A 24,675-nucleotide genomic window follows, 5' to 3' on the forward strand; every position below is an offset into this window, starting at 1 on the left:
AGTCAGGGCAAGCGGGGATGCACCTCCCAGGGGCCACATAATTTCTATGAAGTCACAATATTCACAATTTTACCGCGTGTTACGGAGAACTAGGTAATAAAAAAGCGGTGCCGGGTTCGGCACCGCGAGTTATGTGGACACTTACATTGGCGCTGAGGTCAGCCAGTCACCATAGAAGGCCGCGAGACCCGCAATGCTTGCCATCGCAGAAAGCAGCCAGAAGCGGATAACCACGGTGGTTTCCGCCCAACCACCTGCCTCGAAATGGTGGTGGAAAGGAGCCATCCTGAACACGCGCTTCTTCGTGGCTTTGTAGCTCGCCACCTGAATCACGACGGAGGCAGCCTCTACGACGAACAACGCACCAATGATGATCATGAGCAGTTCGGTACGCGAGGTGACCGACAGTCCAGCCACAAGGCCACCGAGCGCTAGCGACCCCGTATCACCCATAAAGATCTTTGCCGGTGCCGCGTTCCACCATAGGAACCCGAGACACGCACCAAGTCCGGCAGCAGCCAAGACAGCGAGATCCAACGGATCACGCACCCGGTAGCACGAGGCCTCCACTGCCACCGAGCAGGAGTTACGGAACTGCCAGAAGGTGATCAAGGTATATGCGCCCATGACCATTGCAGTAGAGCCCGCAGCAAGACCATCGAGACCATCTGTCAGATTGACCGCGTTCGACCAGGCTGAAATGAGGATATACATGAAGGCCAGGAATACGGCGAAGCCGAGAGCACCAATGATGCCGCCATCGCCGAACGACAGATTGATTGTGGGGATGTCTCGCAGGAAACTCAGACTCGTGGATCCGGGGGTGAGACCGGACTCGTCAGGGAACTGAACGACGAGGACACCGAACAGGATGGCAGCTACGAACTGCCCAACCAACTTCGCAGTCTTGTTCAGGCCGAGGTTACGGTTCTTGTACAACTTGATGAAGTCATCTGCGAATCCCAGGAGCCCCATAGCGAGGGTGAGCCCAAGAACCAACAAACCAGATGCCGTAAACCCGCCATAGCCCATAATCGAGGCGTAGATGGATGTCACGACATAGGCGACGATGATCCCCAAGAGGATGGCGATTCCTCCCATTGTGGGAGTACCTCTCTTTGCCAAATGCCATTTGGGGCCGTCCTCCCTGATCTCTTGCCCCAGGCCCTCTGAGGAAAACTTCCTAATGAGGAACGGGGTGAACAAAATGGAGAACAAAAAGGCAATGACGCCACTAATAATGATCTGGGTCATGCGCGCTACTTCACCTCACGCGAATTGCTACTGGAGCTATCGGATAAATCTTGTGCACCGGCGGCCGCCGGGTCTGCGAGGATCGTGTGGGCGACAGCCCACAGGCCACACGCGTTGGAGGCCTTCACCAGAACTACGTCTCCTGGTTTCAGGTGCCTTAAAACTATATCCGCAGCCTCTTGTGTGGTTGAAACCACCTCTGTATTAACACCGTATCGGCGAGCCTCTAATGCCAATGCGCCCATCGCGGTGTTATCTCCAACCGCGACGAGATTATCGACATGGCGGTTGTACAGAACCTCGGCTAGCGCCGCATGTTCAGTCAAAGAATCGTCACCGAGCTCCCCCATCGACCCGAGAACGGCCCAAGAGTGGCAGTCCTCGCGGCCAGACGCGGTAAACGCGAGTGCGTCAATACCAGCCCGCATGGAGTCCGGGTTGGCATTGTACGAATCATTGATCACTGTGACGCCGTCCGCGCGGGTACGCACATCCATGCGGTACTCCGAAGAGGAAACATGTTCGCTCAGTGCATCGGCGATCGACTCACAGTCGAGCCCAGCGGCGTGACCAACCGCAGCAGCAGCGAGGGCGTTGTACACCTGGTGACGGCCGAAGACTCGCAGCTGGATGCGCCGGGCCTTCTCCCCCTCGATGCACAGTGTAAATGCTGCACGAGCCACTGCATCCAATTCCACATCTTCGGCACGGACCGTCGCCGGATTATCCATGCCGAAAGTCACGATCCGTGCAGAAGTCCGATTGCGCATGCCGATAACGAGCGGATCGTCAGCATTTAGCACTGCGACTCCGCCGTCTGCCGCTGGTGGAAGAGCTTCAACGAGTTCACCCTTTGCTTGAGCGATATTCTCCTTGGACCCAAACTCTCCGATGTGCGCGGTACCCACATTGAGGACAGCACCAATCCGCGGCGGGGCGATCCGGGCAAGGTGAGCGATGTTCCCAATAGCACGCGCAGACAGCTCGCTCACGAGATATGTCGTGTGCTCGCCTACTTTGAGTGCGGTATAGGGATGCCCCAGTTCGTTGTTAAAAGAGCCGGGTGGCGCCACGGTCTCTCCGGCTTGTCGCAGGACGCTCGCGATGAGATCCTTCGTCGATGTCTTACCTGCCGAACCGGTCACACCAATGACGGTAAGTCCATTTTCCTCAACAGCCTTCTTCGTGTGTGCGCGGGCTAGCTTCGACAGGGCGGTGATAACGGCCTGGCCTTCACCTGTATTGTCTGCCTCCAAGACGTAAGATGTAGCAGAGTCGCTTAACTCGTCAGCGTCAGAATTATCCACGAGGATGCCTGGTTGGCCGGTACGATGCCCTTCGAGGCAGGCAACCGCTCCCTGATCGACAGCGATACCGGCAAAGTCGTGGCCGTCTACGCGGGCACCGGGCAGGCAGATGAATAAGGAACCGGCAGAAACATTGCGGGAGTCAAATTCTACGGGCCCTGTGACCATCGTGTCTGGCTCCGCGCCGTCTACTAGTTCACCGCCGGTGATGGCAGCGATGTCGCCAAGGCGAAGTGGAATCATGATCCGTCCTTTTTCGGTCGTGTCGTACCGGTATTGTTCCGGTTTACCCAAGTCAGATTAGTAGGTATAGAACGCGGTGCCAGCCAACTAGCTTTCCTGCGCGCCGGTATCCGCCGCGAGGGCGCGACGGAGTTCTATCCGGTCATCAAAATCTCTCATCTCGCCTCCGACTAGCTGCCCCTGTTCGTGTCCCTTGCCAGCGACAATGATTGCGTCCCCAGCCTGCGATTTATTCACTGCAAGAGCAATAGCCTGGCCACGATCACCCACGTTACAGATTTCAACGCTGCGACGGCTCGGGTGCGAGACAACGAATTCCTTCGCTCCGTCTTCGATGGCCTTGCGGATGGTAGCCGGATCTTCCGACCGAGGGTTGTCATCCGTGATAATGACGACATCGGCACCGGCCACTGCTGCGGACCCCATGATCGGGCGCTTGCCATGGTCGCGGTCGCCGCCAGCGCCAAATACAGCGATAACACGGCCTTCTACTTCGTCGCGAACCGCCTTGATCGCTGCTTCAAGTGCTGCTGGTTTGTGAGCGTAGTCGACGACAGCTAACACGCCTTTGTCATTGTCAATTTTTTCCATCCGGCCTGGAACTTGGATGTTCGCCAACCCGGCGATAAACGTACGGACATCGAGATCCGTGAACGCAGCAGCAGCGATGGCAAGGCTCGCGTTAGCAACGTTGAAGACACCGGGAATGTGCAACGTCACGCGCTGCTTCTTCCCCTTGTACGCGACAGTGAACTGGGAGGTTCCGTCCGGCTCAGTCTCGATATCTGTAGCCATAAAGTTCGCCGGAGCCCCCTTCGTGGACACCGTCGTGGCTGCAGGACCGGCAAGTCGGGTGAGATCCACACCCCATTTATCGTCGACGCAGATAATAGACTTCTTCGCGCGCAGCGGAGAGCCGGGAACAAAAAGCTTTGCCTTTGTGTGGAAATAGTCTTCCATCGTCGGATGGAAATCCAGATGGTCTTGGGACAGGTTGGTAAACAGGGCAATATCGAAATCAACACCACCGACGCGCCCGAGAGCGATCGCGTGGGAACTGACTTCCATGACAACGTGTGTGACACCTGCATCCCTCATGGTAAGGAATAGTTCCTGCAGCGTCGGAGCCTCCGGTGTGGTCAGAGACGTGGGAACCTTCTTGCCAGCGATGCGTGTGCCTGTTGTCCCAATGAGCCCGACGGTGGCGCCAGCGGCAGCAAGCCCCGCTTCCATCATGTAGCTCGTCGTGGTTTTACCCGAGGTTCCTGTGATACCGATGACGGTCATGCATGCCGACGGGTTTCCGCATACGAGAGCACTCACAGCGCCGAGATGTGCCCGCAGGTCGTCGAAAACTATGACCGGACGGGTTTCGCCGGCCGTCTTCAGGATTTCGTAGCCAGGCTTGTCGGTAACAATCGCCGCTGCCTGAGAGGAACCCGCAAACTTAGCCCCATGGCTGCGTGTACCTGCAACGGCGGCAAACAAACCATCGGGACGGGCATCGGCACCGTTGATAGCAATGTGGGACACCTCGAGGTCTGGAGACCCCTGGCGAAGGTGTAGTTCTCCAGCGCACTCGGTCGCAATGCGTTCGATTGTCACAGCCACTTGGTTTACGTTCCTTTTCTTACTACTTATCTCAGTCCGACGTACCAGTATGCCCCCTTGGCACGCGGATTAAAAACTACGTGCAACGGGCGTTCACTATTGCCCGTTACGGTACTTGCAATACGTGCGGCTCGCCCGGTGGAACGGGGGTGACGTTGTCTCGCTCAATGAGCCAGGAGGCGATGTCCTTGAAGAGTGGCGCGGCCGTCTGTCCACCACCACCGTGAACGCCTCGCTCTGGATCGTCCAACATCAACGCGATCACAAATCTCGGATCATTGGACGGTGCGATGCCGGCAAAAGTAATCCAATAGTCCGAGTTGGAGTACGCGTGGGTCACAGGGTCAACCTGCTGCGCAGTGCCAGTTTTTCCGGATACCTGATATCCGGGGATAGCCGCATCAGGTGCGGTACCCCGGTTGACACCCGTCGGGTCACTCTGCGTCACTGCCTGGAACATGTCCAGCACCGTTGCAGCGGTATGCTTACTCACAACCCGCGTGCGCGCTGGTTCGGGCTGGTCTATGACTGTTCCGTCTGGTGCCGTCACCGAATCGATGATTCGCGGCTCGATCCTTTCACCACCGTTAGCAATGGCTTGATACACACTCGCCATTTGCAACAGAGTCCAACTCATTCCCTGACCGATAGGCAGATTGGCGAAGGTACCTCCGCTCCACTGCTCGCGGGCGGGGAGCAGACCGGCTGATTCCGTTGGAAGCTCGATCCCCGTCGGTTTTCCGATGCCAAATTTATCAAGGTACTGTGCGTATGTATCCTCGCCCACAAGTTGGGCGATCATCAGGGTACCCACGTTGGAGGATTTACCGAAGATACCGGTTGTGGTGTAGTTCACGTTGCCGTGATCCCACGCGTCGCGGACGGTGACACCCGCCATGTTGATAGACCCAGGCACAGTATGCACTGTGTCCGGTTGCGTCACGCCTTCTTCAATCGCCGCTGCGGCGGTGATAATTTTGGCTACCGATCCGGGCTCGAAGGGGTTACTGATGGTCGTGTTGCCAAACGTGCGTTCCTTTTTCAGCTGCTTCTCGATGTCGCCGGTGGGGTCAATCGTGTCCGAATTTGCCATCGCCAAAACGTGGCCAGTCTTTACATCCAGAACGACAGCTTCCGCCCCCTTGGCTTTCGACATCTCCTTAGCCTGCTGCACCTGCGATTGCACATATGTCTGCAGATCCAGGTCGAGCGTCAGACTGATGTTCGCGCCGTCAGCGACGGGAGTGACATCTCGTAGTGTGCCCGGGATGGACTCGCCGGACACAGCGACGTCCTGGGTCTTCTTTCCGTCTTTTCCGCCAAGGACTGCGTCCTGGGATACCTCGAGGCCGAACTGTCCCGAGCCATCGGTATCCACCTTGCCAATCACGTTGGCTCCGATCGCGCCGTTGGGATACTGACGGATGTCCTGGTGGTCTGCGGCGATACCAAAGAAGGTATCGCGCACCTTCGCGGCGACGTCCGGATCAACATTCCGGACGAGAACTTCGTAGTTGGAGTCCGCCAGCAATTTCTTCTTGATGTCTTCTTCTTTGATATCAGTGGAATTGGCTGCGGATTCTTCCACCATTTTGGGGATTTCACGAGCCATCTCATCAATGCGTTCTTCCGCCTTCTGGACCGCGAGATCATGAAGTTGATCGTTGGTGTACTTTTCGTACTGACCGGACTCAATGAGTTTGCCACGCATATACACGGGCAATTCCTTGCGCAGGATGTTCGGCGAAACGGTGAGCGTGCTCGCTTTCATGGTGTACGCCAGTTCCTTGCCAGTCCGATCCACCACACTACCGCGCCGTGCAGGATCGATATACGTCCTCGTCCGTTGCTCCTCCGCCTGCATGGCAAGCCGTGGCCCCCACACAACCTGCACGAGTGCCAATCGACCGACGAGAGCGATCGCGAGGACAGCCGCGACAATGTTGATGATCTTCACGCGGGAGGTCAGCATTGCCGACGCACTTCTGGTTGCGCTTCGTTGGCTATTCGACGGCCTCGACTGCATCCTCACTCCTTTTGCGTGCCCTTAACTCCTAACTACCGCACAGCCTAGCTGTAGGCGGACGCGTTGGCTGTAGGCACGCACGACAATTACCTCTGATTGGGATCGTACGGTGCAAGACCTGCATTCGAACGAAGCAAGGGTTTGTTCGTCTCCTGGGGAACTTGAACCACCGAATCCGTGATCTCATCCATTCCTTCGGGCGAACTCGATGCCCTGCTGGAACGCACTGGCGCGTCGTTTACGTCGGTAAGCGGGCGGGATTCCGCCGGGTTAGCGGGACGCTGCTCGATGACAGCCCCCGCCTCATCGGTGGTCAAAATCCCCGGCTCGGTGGCTACTACAGCCCCGGTCGACTGCGCGTGGCGTGCGATTTCAGCACCGCTGCGGAGCTCCTCCAGGTTTCGGTTTGCCGTCTCTAACTCACGCGATAGCGTCGTATCCTGCTGTGCGAGACGGTTCAAATCGAAGGACTGCTGCGTTGCGATTCCCGACAACCACACCGAGATTGCTACGCCTACAGCGAGGAACACCGATAGCAACACTACGAAGCGGACGGTGTTGGTATCCGCCTTTTCGTGTACGATCCGGCGTCCCCGGTACGAGGTGATCTGCTTGGATCCCAGCCTCCGACCAAACGAGTGCTCCGGCTTGGTGACAGGCGAATGACCGAACCGACGCGCCGGCACGGGCTGCGTCGCCGGTCGGAACTTACTCGGCGATTTGGGAACTGCGGTGCGAGAGCGCAGCTCATCACGGTGATCTACCAGGGTTCCGGCGGGCCGCCGCGTTACACTACGCTGCTGGCGCGCCGTCGAGCGCCGACTTCTCGTGCTGGGTCGTGTGCGAAGCGTCATGACCTGTCTCCATTCAGAACACGTTGAGCTGCCCGTACCCTCACGGACGCGGCTCGCGGATTCTGGTCGATTTCTTTCTTGGATGCTTTCTCTGAACCCCGTGTCACAAGAGCGAAATGGGGTTCGGTGCCGGGAAGATCCACCGGCAACCCTGGCGGATTCGTGGACGTGGTCAGCTTGGCCAACGCTTTTTTGACTATTTTGTCTTCCAACGACTGATAACTCATGAACACCATTACTCCGCCGACATGCAAAGCATCGGCGGTGACGGGAATCACTTGTTCCAGCGCGCGAAGCTCTTGGTTCACCTCCACGCGCAGCGCTTGGAAGGTGCGCTTTGCGGGATGCCCGCCGTGACGGCGAGCTGGTGCGGGAATCGTGTCGTACAAGAGTTCAACGAGACGCCCGGAGCGCGTAAACGGTTCCTTTTCTCGCTCCCGAATCACTGCCGACGCAATCTTGCCGGCGAATTTCTCTTCGCCGTACGTTTTCAGCACTCGCGCCAAGTCTCCGTGTGAATAGGTGTTAAGTACGTCGGCCGCGGTGATGCCCCTGCTCGGGTCCATCCGCATGTCCAGTGGAGCATCTATCTTGTAAGCAAATCCACGTTCCTCTTGATCCAATTGCATGGAGCTGACACCCAAGTCAAAAAGCGCCCCGGAGATACCATCCGCCGCGGCCTCCTGGCACAGTGGATGGGAGGAGCATGAGGCCGCCTCCATCCATTCATCGAAGCGCACATTGAGACCAACAAAGCGGTCGCCGAAAGGCGCTAGACGTGCTGTAGCATCCTTGAGCGCCTGTGCATCCCGGTCGACTCCGATGACACGCGCGTTGGGATCGGTTGCCAACAAGTGCTCCGTGTGTCCACCCGCGCCCAGCGTTCCGTCTACGACGATTCCGGTTGCCCCATCCACTGCTATTCCGCGCCGAAGAAGCTCAACCATTCTGTCTCTCAGAACGGGAACATGACCGTGATTTTCTTGCAGATCGCGCTCGCGTTGATTCGTGGAAAGGATCGGCGTGGCACGCTCGGTATCCACGTCCGTGTGATTGTTCATGCGCCACTCCCCTCCTTCCAGTGAGCCCTTTAACCGTCGAAGCGTGTTCATGGTTTTCCGGCGACGCACAATGCGTCACCAGTGAGTTGAGTGCGTACAGAGCCCTGCCCGAGTGCGGGCCCGCTCTGATATCGGGGAAGTACATCAGAACGAAGCCCCGCCCACTCGAGCAGAGTTCCTGCACGCGCTACGCGCTTACGGGAAGCCCCCTTGTTACAGAAGGCCACCCAAGACCTCATCTTCAGCAGCCGAGAAATCGGCTTCTGTTTCAGCCTGGTAGTCGACCCAGGACTGTGCATCCCAGATCTCGAGGAAGTCTACGGAGCCGATAACTACGCATTCCTTTGTCAGGCCCGCGTACTTCCGGTGTGCCGGAGACAGGGTGATTCGGCCTTGCCCGTCTGGACGTTGCTCGTCCGCACTCGCAGCCAGGTTACGAATGAACGCGCGCGCTTCTGGTTTCGTGCGCGACACTCGTGCCGCCTTACGAGCTCGTTGCTCGAACTCCTCCTTGGGGTAAATGGCCAAACTGTGATCCTGCCCTTTCGTCACCACAAGCCCGCCAGCCAAGTCATCTCTGAACTTTGCCGGTAGCGTGAGGCGACCTTTATCGTCCATCTTGGGGGTGTAAGTACCAAGAAACATCTCGGTTACTCCCTTCCCCACTCAGATGAGCGGTCAGTCAGTATCTCAGCTGTATCCGTTTTCCTCGCGGTAGATAAACAAGGGACACGTCCCTCCTTTCCCTACCAACACCGTCCACCCTACCCCACTTTCCCCCACTTTCAACCACCACGGACGATAAATTTTCCTCAGGAATAATATTTTCGCACGTCAAAGCCAATAAAAAAGGTGGTGACTTTTCCCTAGAGGCACTCACTTTCACCCCCTTTTCACCCCTCACCGTGATAACTTAAGCCCCCTCAAGCCGTCAATAACCCCATCAGTCACACGCGTAGAACCCGAAAATACTAAAAACCCCACGACACACCACCGCGTGGAGCGAAGTGGGGGTCGCCAGTGGGGCAAAGTGGGGGACACGAGTGGGGCGAAGTGGGGACATAAAGAAAGCCGGCACCCAACTGTAGGGGTTACCGGCTCTAGTTAGAGAGAAATCAGCGTTCGAACCTGCGACGGAAATTGTCTTCCATCTGGCTTCCGATTCCTCGGTCCGACTTCACAGCGCGGACTTTCTGGCGTGAACTCTTGAGGTTTTGTGTCTGGCCGCCAACCTTTCCGCCACCATTAAGCATCCACAGAGACGCACCAAACATCACGAGGAAGCCAACAATACTCAAGGCGATGAACCACATACTCTCCGAAGCGAGAGCAACGCCACCAACGAGAAGCACAATGCCCACCACAACGAGAGCAATGCCACGGAGGCTAAAACCCGGCTGACCAGAGCCCATACGGCCGGCAGAACGCATAGACGAACCAAACTTTGGGTCGTCAGCTTCGAGCAGGCGCTCCATTTCGCGGAGCGTTGCCTTTTCCTTATCTGTCAGTGCCACGTGTCCTCCCTTAGAAAAGTGGTATGTGACCTCAGCACGACAGCACCCACCGGGCGACGATCAACCCGGTAAACATCCCATCGAGCCTCTTCACTTTTTACTAACGAACATACATCGGAAAATGTTCCCTCAACATGGTCGCTAGCTACTTTCCATCTTACGGCGTTCTACGCTGCGGGGGAAAGCCACCCCCGCTCCCGCTCTGCGAAGTCAATAAACTCCGAAACATGTGCCAAAAGCCTTCGCACACAGATAGGAGAAACGTCCTTGTCAAGCCCGTTTAGCACTCTCGACCGAACGGCAGAATAAGGCTCAAAAATCTGCGCCTGAGCTTCCCCCGCCTCATCCACAGATGCAAGTTTTTCCCACACGCTCACCCCGGCGCGTTTCCGTTTCCGCTGAGACAGGGGGCTAATTCGGGAGCCGGCAATACGCAACGCCGCTTGATACCCCTGTTCAAGCGCATCCGAATAGCGACCATCCTGGTACGCTTTCTCCGCAGCAAGGAGCAAACCGTGCGCCTTCGCCATAAAGACCGCGGACGGATCTTGACGCTTTATTGCGCCAACGGTAGCCGATACAACATTTCCTGCCATCATGTTCCTCCTTACTTAACAACCAATGCTTAATGTATGCCTGCGAGACCACGACATAGCAACACCTTTAGAACAGTTGTTCTAATTAGACCCAATTCGCCAAACTCGCCCGCACAACGATCCAACCCGTGACAAACTGAAGAGGTACACCGTTTTCTCCGGGAAAGGAGCCACTGTCATGTCTTTTATAGGCAAGCCGTCTGCTGCACTGGTTTCCTGGCTCGTAGCTAATCTCGGCCCGGGCGCGTCTCCACAACCCCCTGCCAGACTCGATGGGCCAGACCCTGCTCAAGCCGTGGTCCGGCCCCTTTCTATCGAGAGATTCCTCAGCAAGGTGGAGGAATATGTGGCCATCTACATGGCCGCTATGCGGTACGATTCTCGTCTCCGTGCTTCACGTATTGCCGCTTGGGAGCACGACAGCACACTCGACGGTTTCCATGCATTTGAGGCCGTCGACCCCCGTTATCCTGATGTCCCACTCGGGGTGTGCTACGGCCATAATGCCGATTGGGACAGCTGGTGGCATCGGGAGATAGCACGGGGGGTACGTACCCGCCATCCCGTCGGCATCGACGCCTCGTGGCTGATGCACAACTACTTTGAGGTATCCGAGATTCATGTCCGGGACGAAGCGCAATCCGCCGGCATCGGGAGGAAACTCCTGCGCACACTCATCGACAGCACTGATCGTCCGTGCGTCGTTCTTTCCACTCCTGAGGTGCCACACGAAGCTAACCGAGCCTTCTCTTTATACCGCTCACCAGAGTTCGGCTTTCGAGACCTGCTCCGTCACTTTTACTTCTACGGCGATAACCGCCCCTTCGCTGTTTTGTACACGCAGCGGGAACCGTAACGGCTTTCGCTGGGAGGCGGCCGGTATCGTTGAAGTGCGCCCACAGCACAGGGCGCGAGGTTCGCTGATTTCGCGCGTAAGGAGATCCCGTGGCTTTTGAACTAGCATCCGTCCAGGCAGGCGTTACCAAAAACCTGCAGGAATTCTTGGCATCCCACCGGCCCCACGTCAGCGCCATAGGATCACACGTCGACGTGGCATCTGAAGCACTGAGTGACTTCGTGGTCTCCGGCGGCAAGCGTGTTCGCCCCCTCTATGCCTGGGCCGGGTACGTCGGCGGTGGTGGCGACGAATCTAACACCGCCGTTCAGCGCGCATGTTCTTCGCTCGAGTTCATCCAGGCGTGCGCTCTCATCCATGATGACATCATCGATGCCTCAGATACCCGTCGTGGCAATCCCACTGTTCATCGCCGGATGGAAACGTACCTCCGCGATTACCCTGGCTTCTCTGGCCCAACGGAGAGAGCCGCAGAGTTTGGAACCTCCGTAGCCATCCTCATTGGAGACTTAGCACTCGTCTGGGCAGAGGATATGTTCATGGAGTCCGGGGTCGAGCTCAGCGACCTTATGCGAGCCCGACCAGCATGGAACGCCATGCGAGCCGAGGTTATCGGTGGTCAGATCCTAGATATCAGTGCCGAGGCCGTGGGAGAAACAAGCGAGGACACGGCTCGCCGTGTCAACATCTACAAGACAGCCTCCTACACGATCACCCGGCCTCTTCAGATCGGTGGCCTCCTCGCTGGTGTTGATGACTCCACTCTGGAAGCGTTTGCAGGTTACGGTCGCAACTTGGGGATCGCTTTTCAGCTTCGCGATGATCTCCTCGGTGTTTTCGGTGATCCCTCGGTAACGGGAAAGCCAGCAGGCGATGACCTGCGCGAAGGAAAGCGCACGGAGTTGCTGGCTGTCGCCGTCGACAAGCTCAACGGAACCCCCGAGGCGCAGTACCTCCTCGATAATGTTGGCACAACATCCGACCCTGCGACGATAGCCCGACTCGCCGACATCATCCGCGCTTCCGGCGCGGCCGATGACATGGAACGCCGTATCGCTACGCTTCGTGACACTGGCCTTTCGTGCCTCGACACCGCTGCAATCTCGGATGATGCCACAACGATCCTCAAAGAACTCGCCATTAAGACCACGCAGCGTACCAAATGACCTCAGCCGAAAAGACGCTTACCAGTCTCAGCAACGCTGCGCCCAGCCCACTCCTGCTTGGTACAGCGGGATCCGTTCTCATTGCCCTCGGCAGTTTCGGTGCTGGTGCAATTCGCTACAAAGGTGGCATTCTCCGCGCGTTGCACCTCGACTTTTTGTCCTTTGGACATGGCGCATCCTTCTCCAACATTGTCCTGTGGTGTGGCCTCGTCCTATTCGTCCTCGCATGGTGCATCGCTGGGATGCGGCTGCACCATATTCGTCTCCGGCCGCTCCTTGTCTGGTGGACCGCACCACTGCTCCTCGCAGCCCCGATCCTTTCCCGCGATGTCTACTCCTACCTCATGCAGGGAGCTATGCTGCGCGATGGATTCAACCCCTACACCCAAGGTGCTGCCGTCAATCCCGGACCCTTCCTCCTCGAGGTCTCCCACGATTGGCGAAACACAACCACGCCCTACGGGCCACTCCACCTGTGGATCGGTGAGGGCATCACTCGAATTGTGGGTGAAAATGTCACGCTCGGCGTAATCTGCTACAAGCTTCTCTCCCTCGGAGGGTTTGCGCTCATTGCCTGGTGCGTGCCACGTATCGCGCGTCGCATCGGTGGCGACCCGCGTCTCGCGGTCTGGCTCGGGGTGCTTAATCCCGTGATGGTTTTTCACATGGTCGGCGGGATGCACAACGAATCCGTCATGGTGGGCCTCGTCAGTCTCGGCATTTTGTGGGCAGTGACGGAACGCCCCTGGCACATTGTGGCAGCTGTTGCAGTGATTTCCGTCTCCGTTTCGCTTAAGGCTACTGCCGTCATCGCATTGCCATTCGTCGTCTGGATGGCAGTGCGGTGCCTGCACAACCGCTACGGCATTCATCCCGCTATCGCCTTCGTCGGCTCCGGCATTGTCCTTGCCGCAGAGACCGTTGGCACAGTCGCTCTCGTCACAATAGCTTCCGGTACTAGTTGGGAATGGGTCTCGCAGATCACCGGAAACGCGAAGGTCATCAACCCCCTTGCGCTCCCGTCCCTCTTGGCCGGCTTCGTCACTCCAATCGGGCGCCTCATCGACCCAGATTTTTCATACAACGCGGTTCTGGGAGGCATCCGCACCGTCACCAGCCTCCTCATGCTCATAGGCCTTGTCATCGCGTGGTGGTACTTCCGCAGGTCAACTCGTGACAATGTGCGGGGCACGGTTGCCGCCTATGCCTCTCTCATGGTGTTCAACTCCGTCACGCTGCCCTGGTATTACGCCAGTGCCCTCTCTCTTGTGGGGGCGATCAAGCCACCCCGTCGACTCATCCAGTTCACCATCGCTGCATCGCTAACCGTCAGTCTCTCCTTCGCAGGTTCCGGAAACCATCATCTGTATAACGGCTGGATCATGGTCCCGGTCATCTTCTGCTCTGCGATCGTCGCAATCGTTATCGAAAGGGCGCAACGCAGTAACGCCTATGCGCGGACGAAACACTCCGCTGTTGCGGGGGTTAGGCGGGTGTAGTTGAGCTACTGGGCGTCCCCGGTTGACGTGCGCGGGGTATCACCGGTGGCTCGCTGGCTCCTTCGACGAGGCACGACACAGTTTTAGGAGCAGTGGTTTTTCCCCTCGGTTTTCCAGCACACAGTACGACTCCCCTACGAAGCCCCCTCTTTTGCAGCCCGCGATGGGGCGATGACCACCATCTTCCCCGCGTGGCTGCGCCTGCGGCTCTCTTATAGCCTCGCGGGTACGGCCCCGCATGTGGTGCGTGCGTCTGCGACTCTGACCCCACGGCCGTTCCTCCGCTCCAAGAATTCACAGAAAACACCGCATAGATACCGAATCGACACGGTATTAACATCGATTCGGAACCGGATCGATGCGTAACCGGATCGATGCGTAACCGGATCGATTCGGAACCGGTTCGATGCGGTTACGGATCGAAACAGAGCCGGAGCGCACGAAATTGTCACGTTACCGGTACGGGGACAAAGTTATGTGGCTGCGCACGCGGTGACAGACCATCCCCTGTGCTGGCCACGAATGGGCTTCATACGTGTGCATAGAAGAGGTGGCCGTTCCTATTACGGCCACCGTCTATTCCCATGCATTGACGGGTGTCGCTCTCCCCCCCACAGGCTGTAGCGAGGGCGTTGACACCCCGTGTTCTTAAAAGGCCATGGCCTGCGCACGGCGAAGTACTTCGCGGGCGAGGTGACCATGGAAGGCATCGACAGGACGACCGGGAAGGGTCTCGTCTTCGGTGAAGAAGTAGCGGAGAATTTCCTCATCGTTGTAGCCACCGTCTGCTAACACGGTGATTGCTCCGGTGACGTGCTTGTTAAGAGTGTCATCGCCGTTGAAGAAACGCTTGGGAATACACAGCTGTTTGCCGGACTTGACGGCGATCACCTTGTGATCTTTGAGCAGCTGCTTCACACGGCTGAAGGGGACATTGAGCAGGTCGGCTACCTCGTCAAGAGTGTAGAGGGGTTCGCCTTCCGGCAGGACGTTTTCAGAAACTGGTACTGAACTCACACCCCTAACGTACCTTATGCCCGCCCCTAAATGGCATGGGGGGACCGATATAAGCAATACTTGAGGCATGAATGGCCCTCGCAATGGAGAACTACTTGACGGTCGCTACCGCGTTGAACGCCCGATCGCACGTGGTGGAATGTCCACGGTCTACCGCTGCGTCGACACGCGCCTGGGGCGAAACGTGGCTGCAAAAGTGCTCTCCCCCGAGTTGTCCGCTGACCCTGCCGCCCGTTCGCACTTTAAGCGCGAGGCAAGGGCGATGGCACAGCTCAGTCACCCGTGCCTGGTCAACGTGTACGACACGGGCTCCGACGGGGCGTACGACTTCCTCATCATGGAGCTCATCACCGGAGGCACCCTCCGCGAGCTCACGGCTGAGCGCGGGCCAATGCCCCCGCATGCTGCCACCGCTGTCATGATTCCTGTGCTGACGGCCCTGTCCCTCGCCCACCGAGCCGGAATGGTGCACCGGGACATCAAACCCGACAACATCCTGATCAACGGCGACCACCAGGTCAAACTGTCGGATTTCGGGCTCGTCCGGGCAGCGTCGACAAGCGTCACGGGTTCCCACAAGATCACGGGGACGGTAGCCTACCTCAGCCCCGAACAAGTCACCGGTGAGCCGATCGGCCCGGCCTCCGACGTGTACTCCGCAGGCATCGTCTTGTTCGAGCTGCTCACCGGACGCACGCCTTTCTCCGGCGACGATGTATACGAGCATGCCCGAGCCCGCGTCACCGGGATCGTCCCGCCCCCGAGCACGCTTATCGACGGTGTCCCCCACCTCTTTGATCATCTCATCGCCACTGCGACGGCGAGGGAACCAGAAGAACGGTTCAGCGATGCGCAGGAGTTCCTCGATGCGCTCGAGGATGTCGCCCGCGAACTGCAACTACCTGAATACGAGGTGCCTGTCCCGCAGAACACCGCCGCCAAACGCGCAGGATCGAATCTCACGGTCGCCACCGATGTCCTCACCCGGACGGGTCATGAGACCGCAGTTCTCCCGACAGTCACTGCCCCGGCACAAAACCCCGAAACTGCTGTCATGCCCGCCAGCCAGGAGCACAATCAGCTTGCCGATTACGTGCAGGCCCCAGAGCCTGCCAGCCAACCCGAACCGGAGACGCAGCCGGAACCTGTAAGTAACCGCTCCACAGGCCGATTCATCGTGTGGTTTGTTGTCGTCGTGCTCATCGCCGCAGCCGTCGGCGTTGGTGGCTGGTGGTTCGGTTCGGGGCGCTATGGCGAGCTGCCGGACATTACGGGTCTCAACCAAGATGCGGCATACACGCAGATCGATAACGCCGGCTTTGAGCCGGTCGTCATCGAGGTTTATGACAACAATGTGCCCAAAGGCCAAGCCACGGGAACTGACCCGCTCACAGGCGAACGGGAGGTTCGGGGTCGCTCCGTTGTCCTCTATGTATCGCTCGGCAAGCCCACGATTCCCGCGCTCCCGAGCTCGCAGAGCCCCGGGGAATACGAGCAGCAGCTGAAGAGCCGGACTCTGACACCTGTCATTGGCGAAGAGACCTACTCCGATACCGTGCCCGAGGGACTCGTCGCTGCAGTTAATCCCCAGCCTGGCACGGAGGTAGCCGTCGGGTCGTCGGTGACCATCCACCTGTCCAAAGGCAAGAAGCCCGTCACTATCCCTGACCTCGTAGGAAAAAAGCTGGAGGATGCCATCGACGCTTTGAAGAAGGCTGGACTTGACCTCGGCGAGACAACGAAACAGTTTTCCGCAGATGTCGCCGGCGGCTCCGTCATCGCGTCCTCCCCGAAGGCTAACGAAACCACCGGCTCCGGCTCCTCCGTCGACCTCGTCGTGTCAAATGCCCTCACAGTCCCCGATGTCACGGGCAAGACCGTCGCGGAGGGGATTGAGACCCTCAAAAAGGCCGGATTTGAAGGAACCGCCGATTCTCAATCCGGCATCATTGAAGCGGTGTATCCCAAGCCAGGAACCCGAGTGGAGCAGCAGGACAACAAAGTCGACCTTGTCGTCTCCGACAAGGTGCGCGTCCCAGACCTGACGGGTCTGTCACGCGAAGAGATCGACAAGACACTGCGTTCCCTCGGGCTTTCCGCCAAGCTGTATGGGATCTCCGGCGGGAAAGCCTACAAACAAACACCAACGGAGGGTACAAGCGTCGAAAAGCAAGATACCCTCCGTGTGTGGTTGAAGTAGGCGTCAGCCAGCGATCCTACGTGTGGTTGCGAAGCATCTCCGCAACAAGGAAGGCGAGCTCGAGCGACTGCTGCGTATTCAGACGGGGGTCGCACGCCGACTCGTAGCGACCGGGGAGATCGACGTCCGTAATGTCCTCCGCACCACCAAGGCACTCGGTCACGTCCTCGCCGGTCAGCTCGATGTGGATGCCACCTGGGTGCGTGCCCAACGAGCGGTGCACTTCGAAGAAGCCCTGAACCTCATCAATGACCTTGTCAAAGTGACGCGTCTTGTAGCCGTTGGAGGAGGTGAACGTGTTCCCGTGCATCGGGTCGGACTGCCAGATCACCTTGTGACCGCTTTCCTCGACAGCCTTCACGATCGGAGGAAGCACAGTACGGACGTTTTCGTAGCCCATGCGAGCGACCATCGTCAGGCGACCGGGCTCGAAGTTCGGATCAAGTCGCTCCGCGTAGGCCACGGCCTCCTCCGGGGTGCACCCGGGGCCGATCTTGATCCCAACGGGGTTAGCAATGAGGCGCGCGAAAGCGACGTGGAAATCCTCAAGCCCACGCGTGCGCTCGCCCACCCATAGCTGGTGTGCTGACAGATCGAACAGCTCCAGTTCGCCCGTTTCAGGGTTGTTACTCAGACGCAGCATTGCGCGCTCGTAATCCACCAGCAGCCCCTCGTGCGAGCAGAAGATATCCGCAGCGTTCAGCGTCGAATCGGACACGCCACAGGCATCCATGAAGTTCAGGCCGTGCTCAATTTCCATAGCGAGGGCCTCGTAGCGGGCACCTGCCGGGGAATTCTGCACAAACTCACGGTTCCACTCGTGCAAACGGTGCAGATCAGCCGTACCCGAGTGCGTCAGCGCACGGATGAGGTTCATCGCCGCCGATGCGTTGGCGTACGCACGGATCATGCGGGCGGGGTCGTGCTTGCGTGCCTCCGGTGTAGCTTCAATACCGTTGACGATATCGCCACGGTAGTTGGGCAGACCATTGGAATCCAGGTCTTGGGAACGGGGCTTGGCGTACTGACCGGCAATACGGCCCATCTTCACCACGGGCGTGGAGGCTCCGTAGGTGAGCACCACGGCCATCTGAAGGAGGGTCTTAATATTTGCCTTGATGTGCGGTTCCGTGTTCGTTTCGAACGTCTCCGCGCAATCACCGCCTTGCAACAGGAAAGCGCGACCAAGCGCGACATCACGCAATTGCTTCTTAAGTGTGCGAATTTCCGGCGCCACGACAACGGGAGGCACCGACTCCAAAATCTTCCTCACGTGGGAGGCAACACGACTATCCCAGGTCGGTTGCTGTTTGGCGGGGCGCGAAATGACATCCTCAAACTGTTCCCTAATGCCGTCTGGCAGCGGGGGAAGATCTGGCAACTCGTCTACTGGGAGGTCTACAGTCCAACTCATTCATTAATTCCTAGCACGTCCGAAGAATTACTACCACTTCCGCCCCATTTTGTCCCACTGGGCGGACTAAACTGCGGAGTTTCGGGCAGACAACGGGAGAACTGCCATGCACGCGTTGAATTTCGCGAGATTGTGGCGCGCGTCCACGAGAGCATCGTGGTTGCCCTGTGGCACCTCGGGCAGGCGCGGGCGGCCAGCCATTTCCCAATACTGCTTCAGCTCGTACGTAAACCGCGGCATGTCCCCCGGCAGGTCTTTCATCTCACCGAATAATTGGGCCAAGACAATGTGATCGTAATCCCCCACCCACGCCCACATCTGCGGACGGGACCCATCGGAATGAACAAAGCGATAAACCTCATCAGTAATTTGGGCAAGTGGTTTCCACGCAGCATCATCCTGTGGCGGGAGCTTGGGAAGCACCTGGGCACGCACAAAATGACCAGCTCGATCCGCATTGAACTCGGTTGAGACGGCGTAATATTCACGGCCATCCTCGGCGACAATGCCGATTGAGATCAATTCGATGGTCGAGCCATCTTCTATAAATTCTGTGTCATAAAAGTAGCGCACGCAGGCTTTGTCCAGATTCTACAACGGCGACACCAACAGGTTTTCATGGGGAAAAACCCTAGGTGGCCTAGGTAAACATTCCAACCCCCAATGTAATCCCCCCAATGCCATGCGTGCGCGATATGTGATTCACAACACACGGTAATCGGGGGTACTGCCTAGCGACGCGATCCGTTTTTCCGCAGTGGCATACTGCTTCGCACTGCCGTGGGCGCTCCTTCCCCACAGCCGTCAGCACGACCCGGAAAACCGCACACCGCGCCCTACGCGCGGGGCTCTGCCCCCTCCGGGTACCCCTTGCCCGCTGCGAGGGATTTCTTCACATCAGCTGCGTACACATCCACATAATCGGTGCCCACTGCTTCTGCAAGAACATGCATGACGTGATCCACGACGGCACGCTGCGCCTCGTAGCTGCCCGGCTCGAGCCCCTTGGCGGACGCGAATGCATCTGCATCGATGGGCTCACACACAACAACCTCGACCTTTGCCGGGCGGAGGAACCAGGATCCGATGGGGTTAGCGCGACCAGAGCCTCGCATCGCGATGGGAATGATCGTCTCGCCTGTCTCGAAAGCGATCTTCGCAACACCACGCTTACCCTTATAGACCCGGCCGTCAGGGCTGCGGGTTCCCTCCGGGTAGATGCCGAAGAGATCACCTTTCGCCAGCACGTTCCGCGCGGCCTCGACAGCGGCGTCGCTAGCTGCAGAGGAGTTCCTGTCCACAGGAATCTGACCAACCGAGGTGAAGAACCACTTCTGGATCTTCCCAACCAGTCCCTCGCCAACAAAGTACTCCTTCTTCGCCAGGAAGGTGATCTGACGGGGGCACAACAACGGCAGGAAGAACGAGTCCACCACAGACTGGTGCGAGGAGGCTAAAATCGCGGGGCCTGTGGCGGGGATACGCTCAGCATGGTAAATCTTCGGACGGTTGTACACGTACAAAAACGGCCCAAGAATAGATTTAAACAGCGAATACCACTTGTTATGCATGAAACAATCCTAAATTAGATGGGATCTACGGTTACACAACGGCCTCGCGGGCGAGGTCGGATACACCGATCATACCCGCCGCAGAGCCCAATTCCGCGGTCTTCAGTCTCGCAAGTCTCCTAAAACCGGCACCGACAATGGACTCCGAGTACACTTCCTGCGCCTTATCCAGGTACAACGTGGCCTCGTCTGCGACGCCCCCGGCGATAACGATGAGTTCCGGATCGAGGACATCAGAGACGATGCTCAACCCATGCCCCAACCACATTGCGAAGTTGTTCACCACGGCGAGAGCCGCCGGATCGCCCCGTTTCGCTGCCGCCATAATGACGCGACCGCTGAGTTTTTCAGGCTCGTCACGGTAGGCCCTAGCGAGCTCCGACTCCTCAAACTGCGCACATCCAATCACCTCACGCGCAGTTTCCTCCAAGGCCGTACCAGAGCAGTAACGTTCCAGGCACCCGTTCTTGCCACAGGAACATGAACGCCCACCGGGCACCACAACGAGGTGCCCGAACTCCGGAGCAACACCGAACGCACCGCGGTAAATGTTCCCGTCAACCATCAAGGTGGCACCGATTCCCGTTCCGATGGCGAACAGTACCCATGTGCGCGCCTGCATAGCGGCACCGAATCGATATTCTCCCCACGCCGCAGAGTTTGCATCGTGCTCGATGCGCACGGGGATGCCAAGCTTGCTTTCAAGCCGCTCACGCACGGGGGCGTTGCGCCACGGGACGTGCGGGCCGTAGGAGACTGTTTCTAGATCCGGGTCGATAAAGCCGGCGATAGCCAAACCACACGCCTCGATATCCCACGATGCTCGCAGTTTGTTGGCAACATGCACGATTCCTCTCTCCATCATGTCCTCGGACGACGGTGTGGGAATCTGCGCTGAATCGAGGATAGTGCCGTTGCGATCTACCACTGCCCCTCTAAGATTCGTTCCTCCAATGTCAAACCCCAGAGTGAGGGGAGCTTTCGTACTCATCATTGGTAGGTGAACCTCCAGAGTTTCCTCTTTGCGCGAATGTAAAAGTCGATTATAGCGCCAAGACGTGCTGAGCTATTTTTCCTATCTTCTCCCAACTCCATTCTCGTTCCACATATTCCCGGCCGGCTCGCCCCAGCCGCGCACGGAGTTCCGAATCACCTAATAGCTCCTTCAATTGCGCCGTGAGCTCCTCTGGTGAGTGGGCAACGAATCCGGTGTCTTCAGTGATCGTTTCGGGTGCACCACCGGACGCACCCGCAATGACAGGTATCCCGCACGCCTGCGCCTCCAGGTAGACGATCCCAAGGCCTTCCACATCGAGGCCGCCAAGCCGTGTGCGGGCAGGCATAGCGAAGACATCAGCGGAGCGAATGTACTCGACCATGGCAGAACGATCTACCCGCCCAGTAAAGGTCACTGGAAGCCCGTCGGCGAGTCGTCCGAGACGATTCGAGTCCGGCCCTTCCCCAACGATGATGAGGCGCACGGGAAAAATATGAGCGAGAGAGGAGACGGATCGGATGAGCCAATCCTGCCCCTTTCGCTGCACGAGACGCGAAACACAAACAACCCACAGCTCGCCTGCGTGGTCATACCCCAGCCCCGGGGTGAACCGGTGGATGTCAACGCCTGACGGCATGCGAACGTAGCGCGTGGATGACGAAAGAGCTGGTTCCAACTGAGCCCGGGTGTACTCGGAAATGTAGGTGACAACATCGACATCGGCGGAAATTTTCCGCACGAGCTGACGGGCACCTGGGATGAGCGTCCACCCGACTTCGTGGCCATGGGTAGAGGCGACGATTTTCTTGGCACCCGCCGTGCGTGCAACGTTGGCTAGCAGGCCTAGTGGCGCTGCTGCTCCGAACCACACCACGTCGATTCTGTACGCCGTGATGATGCGCGCCATCGAACGGACGACAGACGGAGTGGGAAGCAAGACCGTTTGCCTCATTCGGTGAACGGTGTAGGGCACACTCGAGTCGTATTTTCTCGCTTCTCTCTCATCCTGTGTAGAGGTCAACACATGGACAGTCGAGGGATCAAGAAGCGACACGAAATCCCGCACATAGCTCTGAATCCCGCCAACTGTGGGCGGGAAATCGTTCGTGACAACGAGAACGTTAGACATGCGCTAGTAGCGCCGGTAGCCGTAAATCGGCGCGTTATCGATCGGCACAACTTGGACGGGGATACCGTAATCGGAGGCATGGACGATCATGCCATTGCCGGCGTACATCCCTACGTGGCTCGCACCCGCGTAATACCCAACGATGTCGCCGGGCTGCAATTCCTCGCGAGAGATTGGTGTCCCGCCAGCCATCTGCGCGCTCGAGGTCCTGGGAATCGTGATTCCCTGCTGCTGGTAAGCCCAGTACATAAGTCCCGAGCAGTCAAAGGCACCTGGTCCGATCCCACCCCACTCGTAAGGCGAACCGATTTTGCTCATTGCGGCCTCAAGGGCCGCCATTCCCACCGGGTTGGTGCCGGTAATGCCGTCAAGCGAATAGGCCACTGGCCCATCCTTCTCAATCCACACCTGGCGGTCCTCAGGACTCAGAGCGTCGACGCGAGCCCGAATTTCATCAGTGCGGACTTTGAGAGCTTCGCGTTCCTTTTCCAGATCCTGTTGCTTCTTACGCAGCTGCTCGATCTCGAAGCGAGCAGTGGCCTCAGCCGATTCGACATCAGCAAACTGATCTGCCGCGAGGCGGGTCTGGCGCGCAGCATCCTTCGCTTGATTTTCTGCTTTATCGCGCAAGGCGTTGAGATAGGAACGCTTCTCGATAACTTCTTGGGGGTTGTCCGAGAACCAGAGTTTGGCAACGATGTCCCCGTTCCCCACCTTGTAGCGTGTCAGCGCCACCTGGTTAACGGATTCGCGCTTGCGGTCAGCCTCGGCTTTCAAGGCTTCAGCGTGTGCACGAGCTTCGGCGCGACGAGCTTGGTGCTCCTCAACACGCCGTTCCTCATCTTCAAGGGTTACCTGCGTCGCTTCAATCTGCTCATTATAGGCTTCAACATCCCGGGAGGTGGCTTCCAAGTCGTCGATGATCTGCTGTACATCCGCTGGATCCGCCGCTGCACGCGGGGCATCCATTGGTGGCACAACGAGAAATCCCCCAAGTACCATGGCCGTTACGCGGGTGGGTAGTGAAAGCTGGCGATGCAAACGCGCGCGATGTTTCCCCTTGCGCCGTCCGCTGCCTGTGCTGCACCTAAGGTCATCCACGAAGTTCACCGCACTCTTTCTTCCCTCGAGTAACCACTGCTCGAGAAGATTCTAGCTATGTTTTCTCTAATCCCGCATAACGCGACGTTGTAGCACGTATACAGGATGAACTATATACGTTTCCGCACTTAGCCAGCCGGGGCGAAAGAGAATTGAGATACCTAGAGTTACAGTTGTGACGTGCGTGAATATCTTCACAGGCAACAGAAAGGCGCGTTCAAACCATCGATTGACCACGACCCCACCATCACCCAAAATACAAAAGAAAGAGATCCCCCAAAAAGCCCCCTGCTACCCGAAGGCAACAGGGGGCTCCTAAAAGCTTTTTTAGAACCGAACTGCAGAGTGGAACGGCATGTAGTCAATAGACGTTTCAGAAAGCGGGGTGCCATAGTTGAGAGCGTGTATGACGGTCCCGTGACCGGTGTAGATACCGACATGGGATGCACCGGCATAGAAGGCGATAATATCGCCAGGCTGAAGCTGGTCACGGGAAACCGGGGTGCCCTGAGCAGCCTGCGCATAAGAGGTGCGCGGAATTTGCTTGCCCACCTGCGCATACGCCCAGGTAGTCAGGCCCGAGCAGTCGAAAGCATTGGGGCCAGTTGCACCGTACTGGTACGGCGAACCAAGCTTGGTTGCTGCAGCATCGACGATCTGATTGCCCACAGGCTTTGCCGGCGGAGCAGCAGGAGCGTTGACAGTGGCGGAGTAGTCAACAGTGGCAGCCTGCTGGTTCAGGGAAGGAACCCAATCGGTGATTCCGGGCACCTGGTTGATGTTCGGAACGTTCTCCAGACCCTGCACCTCGAAGGTGATATTGCTGTTCGGTACGGTAACCTGAGCGGCAGTTGCAGGCTGGGTGATGACGGCCGTCGCACCGACGGCGAGCGCCGAAGCAGCTGAACCGTAACGTACAGCTTTATTCGATGCCTTAGTGTGCTTACCCACGGATGTTTTCTCCAAATTTCTCTTGGGCCCACTGAAAGCCGATTCAATCAGCTTCCAGCTTGCGACGGTCAACCTGGCGGATGACATTCCTTCAGGATCCCGTAGCGGGGCTTCGGTTCGTTTGGCGCAAGTGGAAAGGGCATACCCAAACCCACAAAACGCTTTGGTCTCAATTAGGTTACAAAATGGTCACAAACTAACGCAACCCGAAACGCCAACGGCGATGATTTTTACAAACACCCGGCAATAAAAACACTCCTCCAACCACCAAGTAACACTAACCACTTCCACCCCACCACACCCCTAGA

The 24,675-nt window shown here is 57.9% G+C and carries 21 protein-coding genes; 4 read left to right on the forward strand and 17 right to left on the reverse strand.

Going from position 1 to position 24,675, the window contains the following annotated elements; all coding sequences use genetic code 11:
• Positions 1 to 141: 141 nt before the first annotated feature.
• From mraY to CGLUCO_RS08375, 9 genes are all read right to left on the reverse strand, one after another.
• Complete coding sequence (mraY, locus tag CGLUCO_RS08335; RefSeq protein ID WP_005389470.1) at positions 142 to 1,254, reverse strand: phospho-N-acetylmuramoyl-pentapeptide-transferase; 1,113 nt, start codon at positions 1,252 to 1,254, stop codon at positions 142 to 144.
• A 5-nt stretch (positions 1,255 to 1,259) separates the two neighbouring features.
• Positions 1,260 to 2,804 (reverse strand): UDP-N-acetylmuramoyl-tripeptide--D-alanyl-D-alanine ligase, encoded by a 1,545-nt coding sequence (locus CGLUCO_RS08340; RefSeq protein WP_005389468.1) that lies wholly within the window; start codon positions 2,802 to 2,804, stop codon positions 1,260 to 1,262.
• A gap of 87 nt (positions 2,805 to 2,891) precedes the next feature.
• A complete protein-coding gene (locus CGLUCO_RS08345) occupies positions 2,892 to 4,415 on the reverse strand; it encodes a UDP-N-acetylmuramoyl-L-alanyl-D-glutamate--2,6-diaminopimelate ligase (RefSeq protein WP_005395515.1) in 1,524 nt (507 codons plus the stop codon).
• A gap of 106 nt (positions 4,416 to 4,521) precedes the next feature.
• Positions 4,522 to 6,387 carry a peptidoglycan D,D-transpeptidase FtsI family protein gene (locus CGLUCO_RS08350; protein WP_084036211.1) on the reverse strand — a complete coding sequence of 622 codons (1,866 nt, stop codon included), beginning with the start codon at positions 6,385 to 6,387 and terminating at the stop codon, positions 4,522 to 4,524.
• 140 nt (positions 6,388 to 6,527) lie between these two features.
• Entirely contained in the window at positions 6,528 to 7,295 is a 768-nt protein-coding gene (gene ftsL, locus CGLUCO_RS08355; RefSeq protein ID WP_231286035.1) for a cell division protein FtsL, read from the reverse strand.
• Positions 7,292 to 8,242, reverse strand: coding sequence for a 16S rRNA (cytosine(1402)-N(4))-methyltransferase RsmH (rsmH, locus tag CGLUCO_RS08360; RefSeq protein ID WP_231286068.1), 951 nt, complete (start codon positions 8,240 to 8,242; stop codon positions 7,292 to 7,294). Before rsmH ends, ftsL begins: the two co-directional genes overlap by 4 nt.
• A 327-nt stretch (positions 8,243 to 8,569) precedes the next feature.
• Entirely contained in the window at positions 8,570 to 9,001 is a 432-nt protein-coding gene (gene mraZ / locus CGLUCO_RS08365) for a division/cell wall cluster transcriptional repressor MraZ (protein ID WP_005389459.1), read from the reverse strand.
• A gap of 470 nt (positions 9,002 to 9,471) precedes the next feature.
• The gene (locus CGLUCO_RS08370) at positions 9,472 to 9,870 is read right to left on the reverse strand and encodes a DUF3040 domain-containing protein (protein WP_005395499.1); all 399 of its coding nucleotides are present in this window, start codon (positions 9,868 to 9,870) and stop codon (positions 9,472 to 9,474) included.
• 167 nt (positions 9,871 to 10,037) lie between these two features.
• Positions 10,038 to 10,469, reverse strand: coding sequence for an SAV_6107 family HEPN domain-containing protein (locus CGLUCO_RS08375; protein WP_005389454.1), 432 nt, complete (start codon positions 10,467 to 10,469; stop codon positions 10,038 to 10,040).
• 175 nt (positions 10,470 to 10,644) lie between these two features.
• Here CGLUCO_RS08375 and CGLUCO_RS08380 point away from each other — a divergent pair, with 175 nt between their 5' ends.
• From CGLUCO_RS08380 to CGLUCO_RS08390, 3 genes are all read left to right on the forward strand, one after another.
• Complete coding sequence (locus tag CGLUCO_RS08380) at positions 10,645 to 11,322, forward strand: GNAT family N-acetyltransferase (RefSeq protein WP_005389453.1); 678 nt, start codon at positions 10,645 to 10,647, stop codon at positions 11,320 to 11,322.
• Between the two features lie 89 nt (positions 11,323 to 11,411).
• Positions 11,412 to 12,488, forward strand: coding sequence for a polyprenyl synthetase family protein (locus CGLUCO_RS08385; RefSeq protein ID WP_005389451.1), 1,077 nt, complete (start codon positions 11,412 to 11,414; stop codon positions 12,486 to 12,488).
• Positions 12,485 to 13,987: an alpha-(1->6)-mannopyranosyltransferase A gene (locus tag CGLUCO_RS08390; RefSeq protein ID WP_005395497.1), complete on the forward strand. Its 1,503-nt coding sequence runs from the start codon at positions 12,485 to 12,487 to the stop codon at positions 13,985 to 13,987. The genes CGLUCO_RS08385 and CGLUCO_RS08390 overlap by 4 nt, the downstream gene beginning before the upstream one ends.
• Before the next feature lie 648 nt (positions 13,988 to 14,635).
• Here CGLUCO_RS08390 and CGLUCO_RS08395 read toward each other — a convergent pair.
• Complete coding sequence (locus tag CGLUCO_RS08395; protein ID WP_196793919.1) at positions 14,636 to 15,004, reverse strand: Rv2175c family DNA-binding protein; 369 nt, start codon at positions 15,002 to 15,004, stop codon at positions 14,636 to 14,638.
• Between the two features lie 67 nt (positions 15,005 to 15,071).
• On the opposite strand from CGLUCO_RS08395, the gene pknB reads away from it, so the two are divergent.
• On the forward strand, positions 15,072 to 17,204 hold the full coding sequence (pknB, locus tag CGLUCO_RS08400) for a Stk1 family PASTA domain-containing Ser/Thr kinase (protein ID WP_084036213.1): 2,133 nt from the start codon (positions 15,072 to 15,074) through the stop codon (positions 17,202 to 17,204).
• Between the two features lie 16 nt (positions 17,205 to 17,220).
• Here pknB and CGLUCO_RS08405 read toward each other — a convergent pair whose 3' ends face one another.
• The 7 genes from CGLUCO_RS08405 to CGLUCO_RS08435 all read right to left on the reverse strand — a co-directional run bounded on the left by CGLUCO_RS08405 (position 17,221) and on the right by CGLUCO_RS08435 (position 24,367).
• Positions 17,221 to 18,618 carry a class II 3-deoxy-7-phosphoheptulonate synthase gene (locus CGLUCO_RS08405; RefSeq protein ID WP_005389444.1) on the reverse strand — a complete coding sequence of 466 codons (1,398 nt, stop codon included), beginning with the start codon at positions 18,616 to 18,618 and terminating at the stop codon, positions 17,221 to 17,223.
• 66 nt (positions 18,619 to 18,684) lie between these two features.
• Positions 18,685 to 19,191, reverse strand: coding sequence for a polyadenylate-specific 3'-exoribonuclease AS (locus CGLUCO_RS08410; protein ID WP_005389443.1), 507 nt, complete (start codon positions 19,189 to 19,191; stop codon positions 18,685 to 18,687).
• 263 nt (positions 19,192 to 19,454) lie between these two features.
• A complete protein-coding gene (locus CGLUCO_RS08415; RefSeq protein ID WP_005389442.1) occupies positions 19,455 to 20,189 on the reverse strand; it encodes a lysophospholipid acyltransferase family protein in 735 nt (244 codons plus the stop codon).
• Positions 20,190 to 20,220: 31 nt separating this feature from the next.
• On the reverse strand, positions 20,221 to 21,183 hold the full coding sequence (locus CGLUCO_RS08420; protein WP_005395491.1) for an ROK family protein: 963 nt from the start codon (positions 21,181 to 21,183) through the stop codon (positions 20,221 to 20,223).
• A gap of 49 nt (positions 21,184 to 21,232) precedes the next feature.
• Positions 21,233 to 22,315, reverse strand: a complete 1,083-nt coding sequence (locus CGLUCO_RS08425; RefSeq protein ID WP_084036214.1) for a glycosyltransferase family 4 protein — start codon at positions 22,313 to 22,315, stop codon at positions 21,233 to 21,235.
• Positions 22,316 to 22,318: 3 nt separating this feature from the next.
• Positions 22,319 to 23,284 (reverse strand): NlpC/P60 family protein, encoded by a 966-nt coding sequence (locus tag CGLUCO_RS08430; RefSeq protein ID WP_005395488.1) that lies wholly within the window; start codon positions 23,282 to 23,284, stop codon positions 22,319 to 22,321.
• A 459-nt stretch (positions 23,285 to 23,743) separates the two neighbouring features.
• Entirely contained in the window at positions 23,744 to 24,367 is a 624-nt protein-coding gene (locus tag CGLUCO_RS08435) for a C40 family peptidase (protein ID WP_034989501.1), read from the reverse strand.
• Between the last annotated feature and the right edge of the window lie 308 nt (positions 24,368 to 24,675).

Origin of the sequence: Corynebacterium glucuronolyticum DSM 44120 (assembly GCF_030440595.1) — a bacterium.
Taxonomy (GTDB): domain Bacteria; phylum Actinomycetota; class Actinomycetes; order Mycobacteriales; family Mycobacteriaceae; genus Corynebacterium; species Corynebacterium glucuronolyticum.

What these genes read in the sequence shown, in the direction of transcription:
- CGLUCO_RS08420 (WP_005395491.1), bottom strand. Translation starts at nt 21,183, where the DNA reads ATGATGAGTACGAAAGCTCCCCTCACTCTGGGGTTTGACATTGGAGGA.
- CGLUCO_RS08340 (WP_005389468.1), bottom strand. Translation starts at nt 2,804, where the DNA reads ATGATTCCACTTCGCCTTGGCGACATCGCTGCCATCACCGGCGGTGAA.
- CGLUCO_RS08350 (WP_084036211.1), bottom strand. Translation starts at nt 6,387, where the DNA reads ATGCTGACCTCCCGCGTGAAGATCATCAACATTGTCGCGGCTGTCCTC.
- mraY (WP_005389470.1), bottom strand. Translation starts at nt 1,254, where the DNA reads ATGACCCAGATCATTATTAGTGGCGTCATTGCCTTTTTGTTCTCCATT.
- mraZ (WP_005389459.1), bottom strand. Translation starts at nt 9,001, where the DNA reads ATGTTTCTTGGTACTTACACCCCCAAGATGGACGATAAAGGTCGCCTC.
- CGLUCO_RS08405 (WP_005389444.1), bottom strand. Translation starts at nt 18,618, where the DNA reads ATGAGTTGGACTGTAGACCTCCCAGTAGACGAGTTGCCAGATCTTCCC.
- CGLUCO_RS08375 (WP_005389454.1), bottom strand. Translation starts at nt 10,469, where the DNA reads ATGATGGCAGGAAATGTTGTATCGGCTACCGTTGGCGCAATAAAGCGT.
- rsmH (WP_231286068.1), bottom strand. Translation starts at nt 8,242, where the DNA reads ATGGTTGAGCTTCTTCGGCGCGGAATAGCAGTGGATGGGGCAACCGGA.
- CGLUCO_RS08390 (WP_005395497.1), top strand. Translation starts at nt 12,485, where the DNA reads ATGACCTCAGCCGAAAAGACGCTTACCAGTCTCAGCAACGCTGCGCCC.
- pknB (WP_084036213.1), top strand. Translation starts at nt 15,072, where the DNA reads ATGAATGGCCCTCGCAATGGAGAACTACTTGACGGTCGCTACCGCGTT.
- CGLUCO_RS08380 (WP_005389453.1), top strand. Translation starts at nt 10,645, where the DNA reads ATGTCTTTTATAGGCAAGCCGTCTGCTGCACTGGTTTCCTGGCTCGTA.
- ftsL (WP_231286035.1), bottom strand. Translation starts at nt 7,295, where the DNA reads ATGACGCTTCGCACACGACCCAGCACGAGAAGTCGGCGCTCGACGGCG.
- CGLUCO_RS08425 (WP_084036214.1), bottom strand. Translation starts at nt 22,315, where the DNA reads ATGTCTAACGTTCTCGTTGTCACGAACGATTTCCCGCCCACAGTTGGC.
- CGLUCO_RS08415 (WP_005389442.1), bottom strand. Translation starts at nt 20,189, where the DNA reads ATGCATAACAAGTGGTATTCGCTGTTTAAATCTATTCTTGGGCCGTTT.
- CGLUCO_RS08430 (WP_005395488.1), bottom strand. Translation starts at nt 23,284, where the DNA reads ATGGATGCCCCGCGTGCAGCGGCGGATCCAGCGGATGTACAGCAGATC.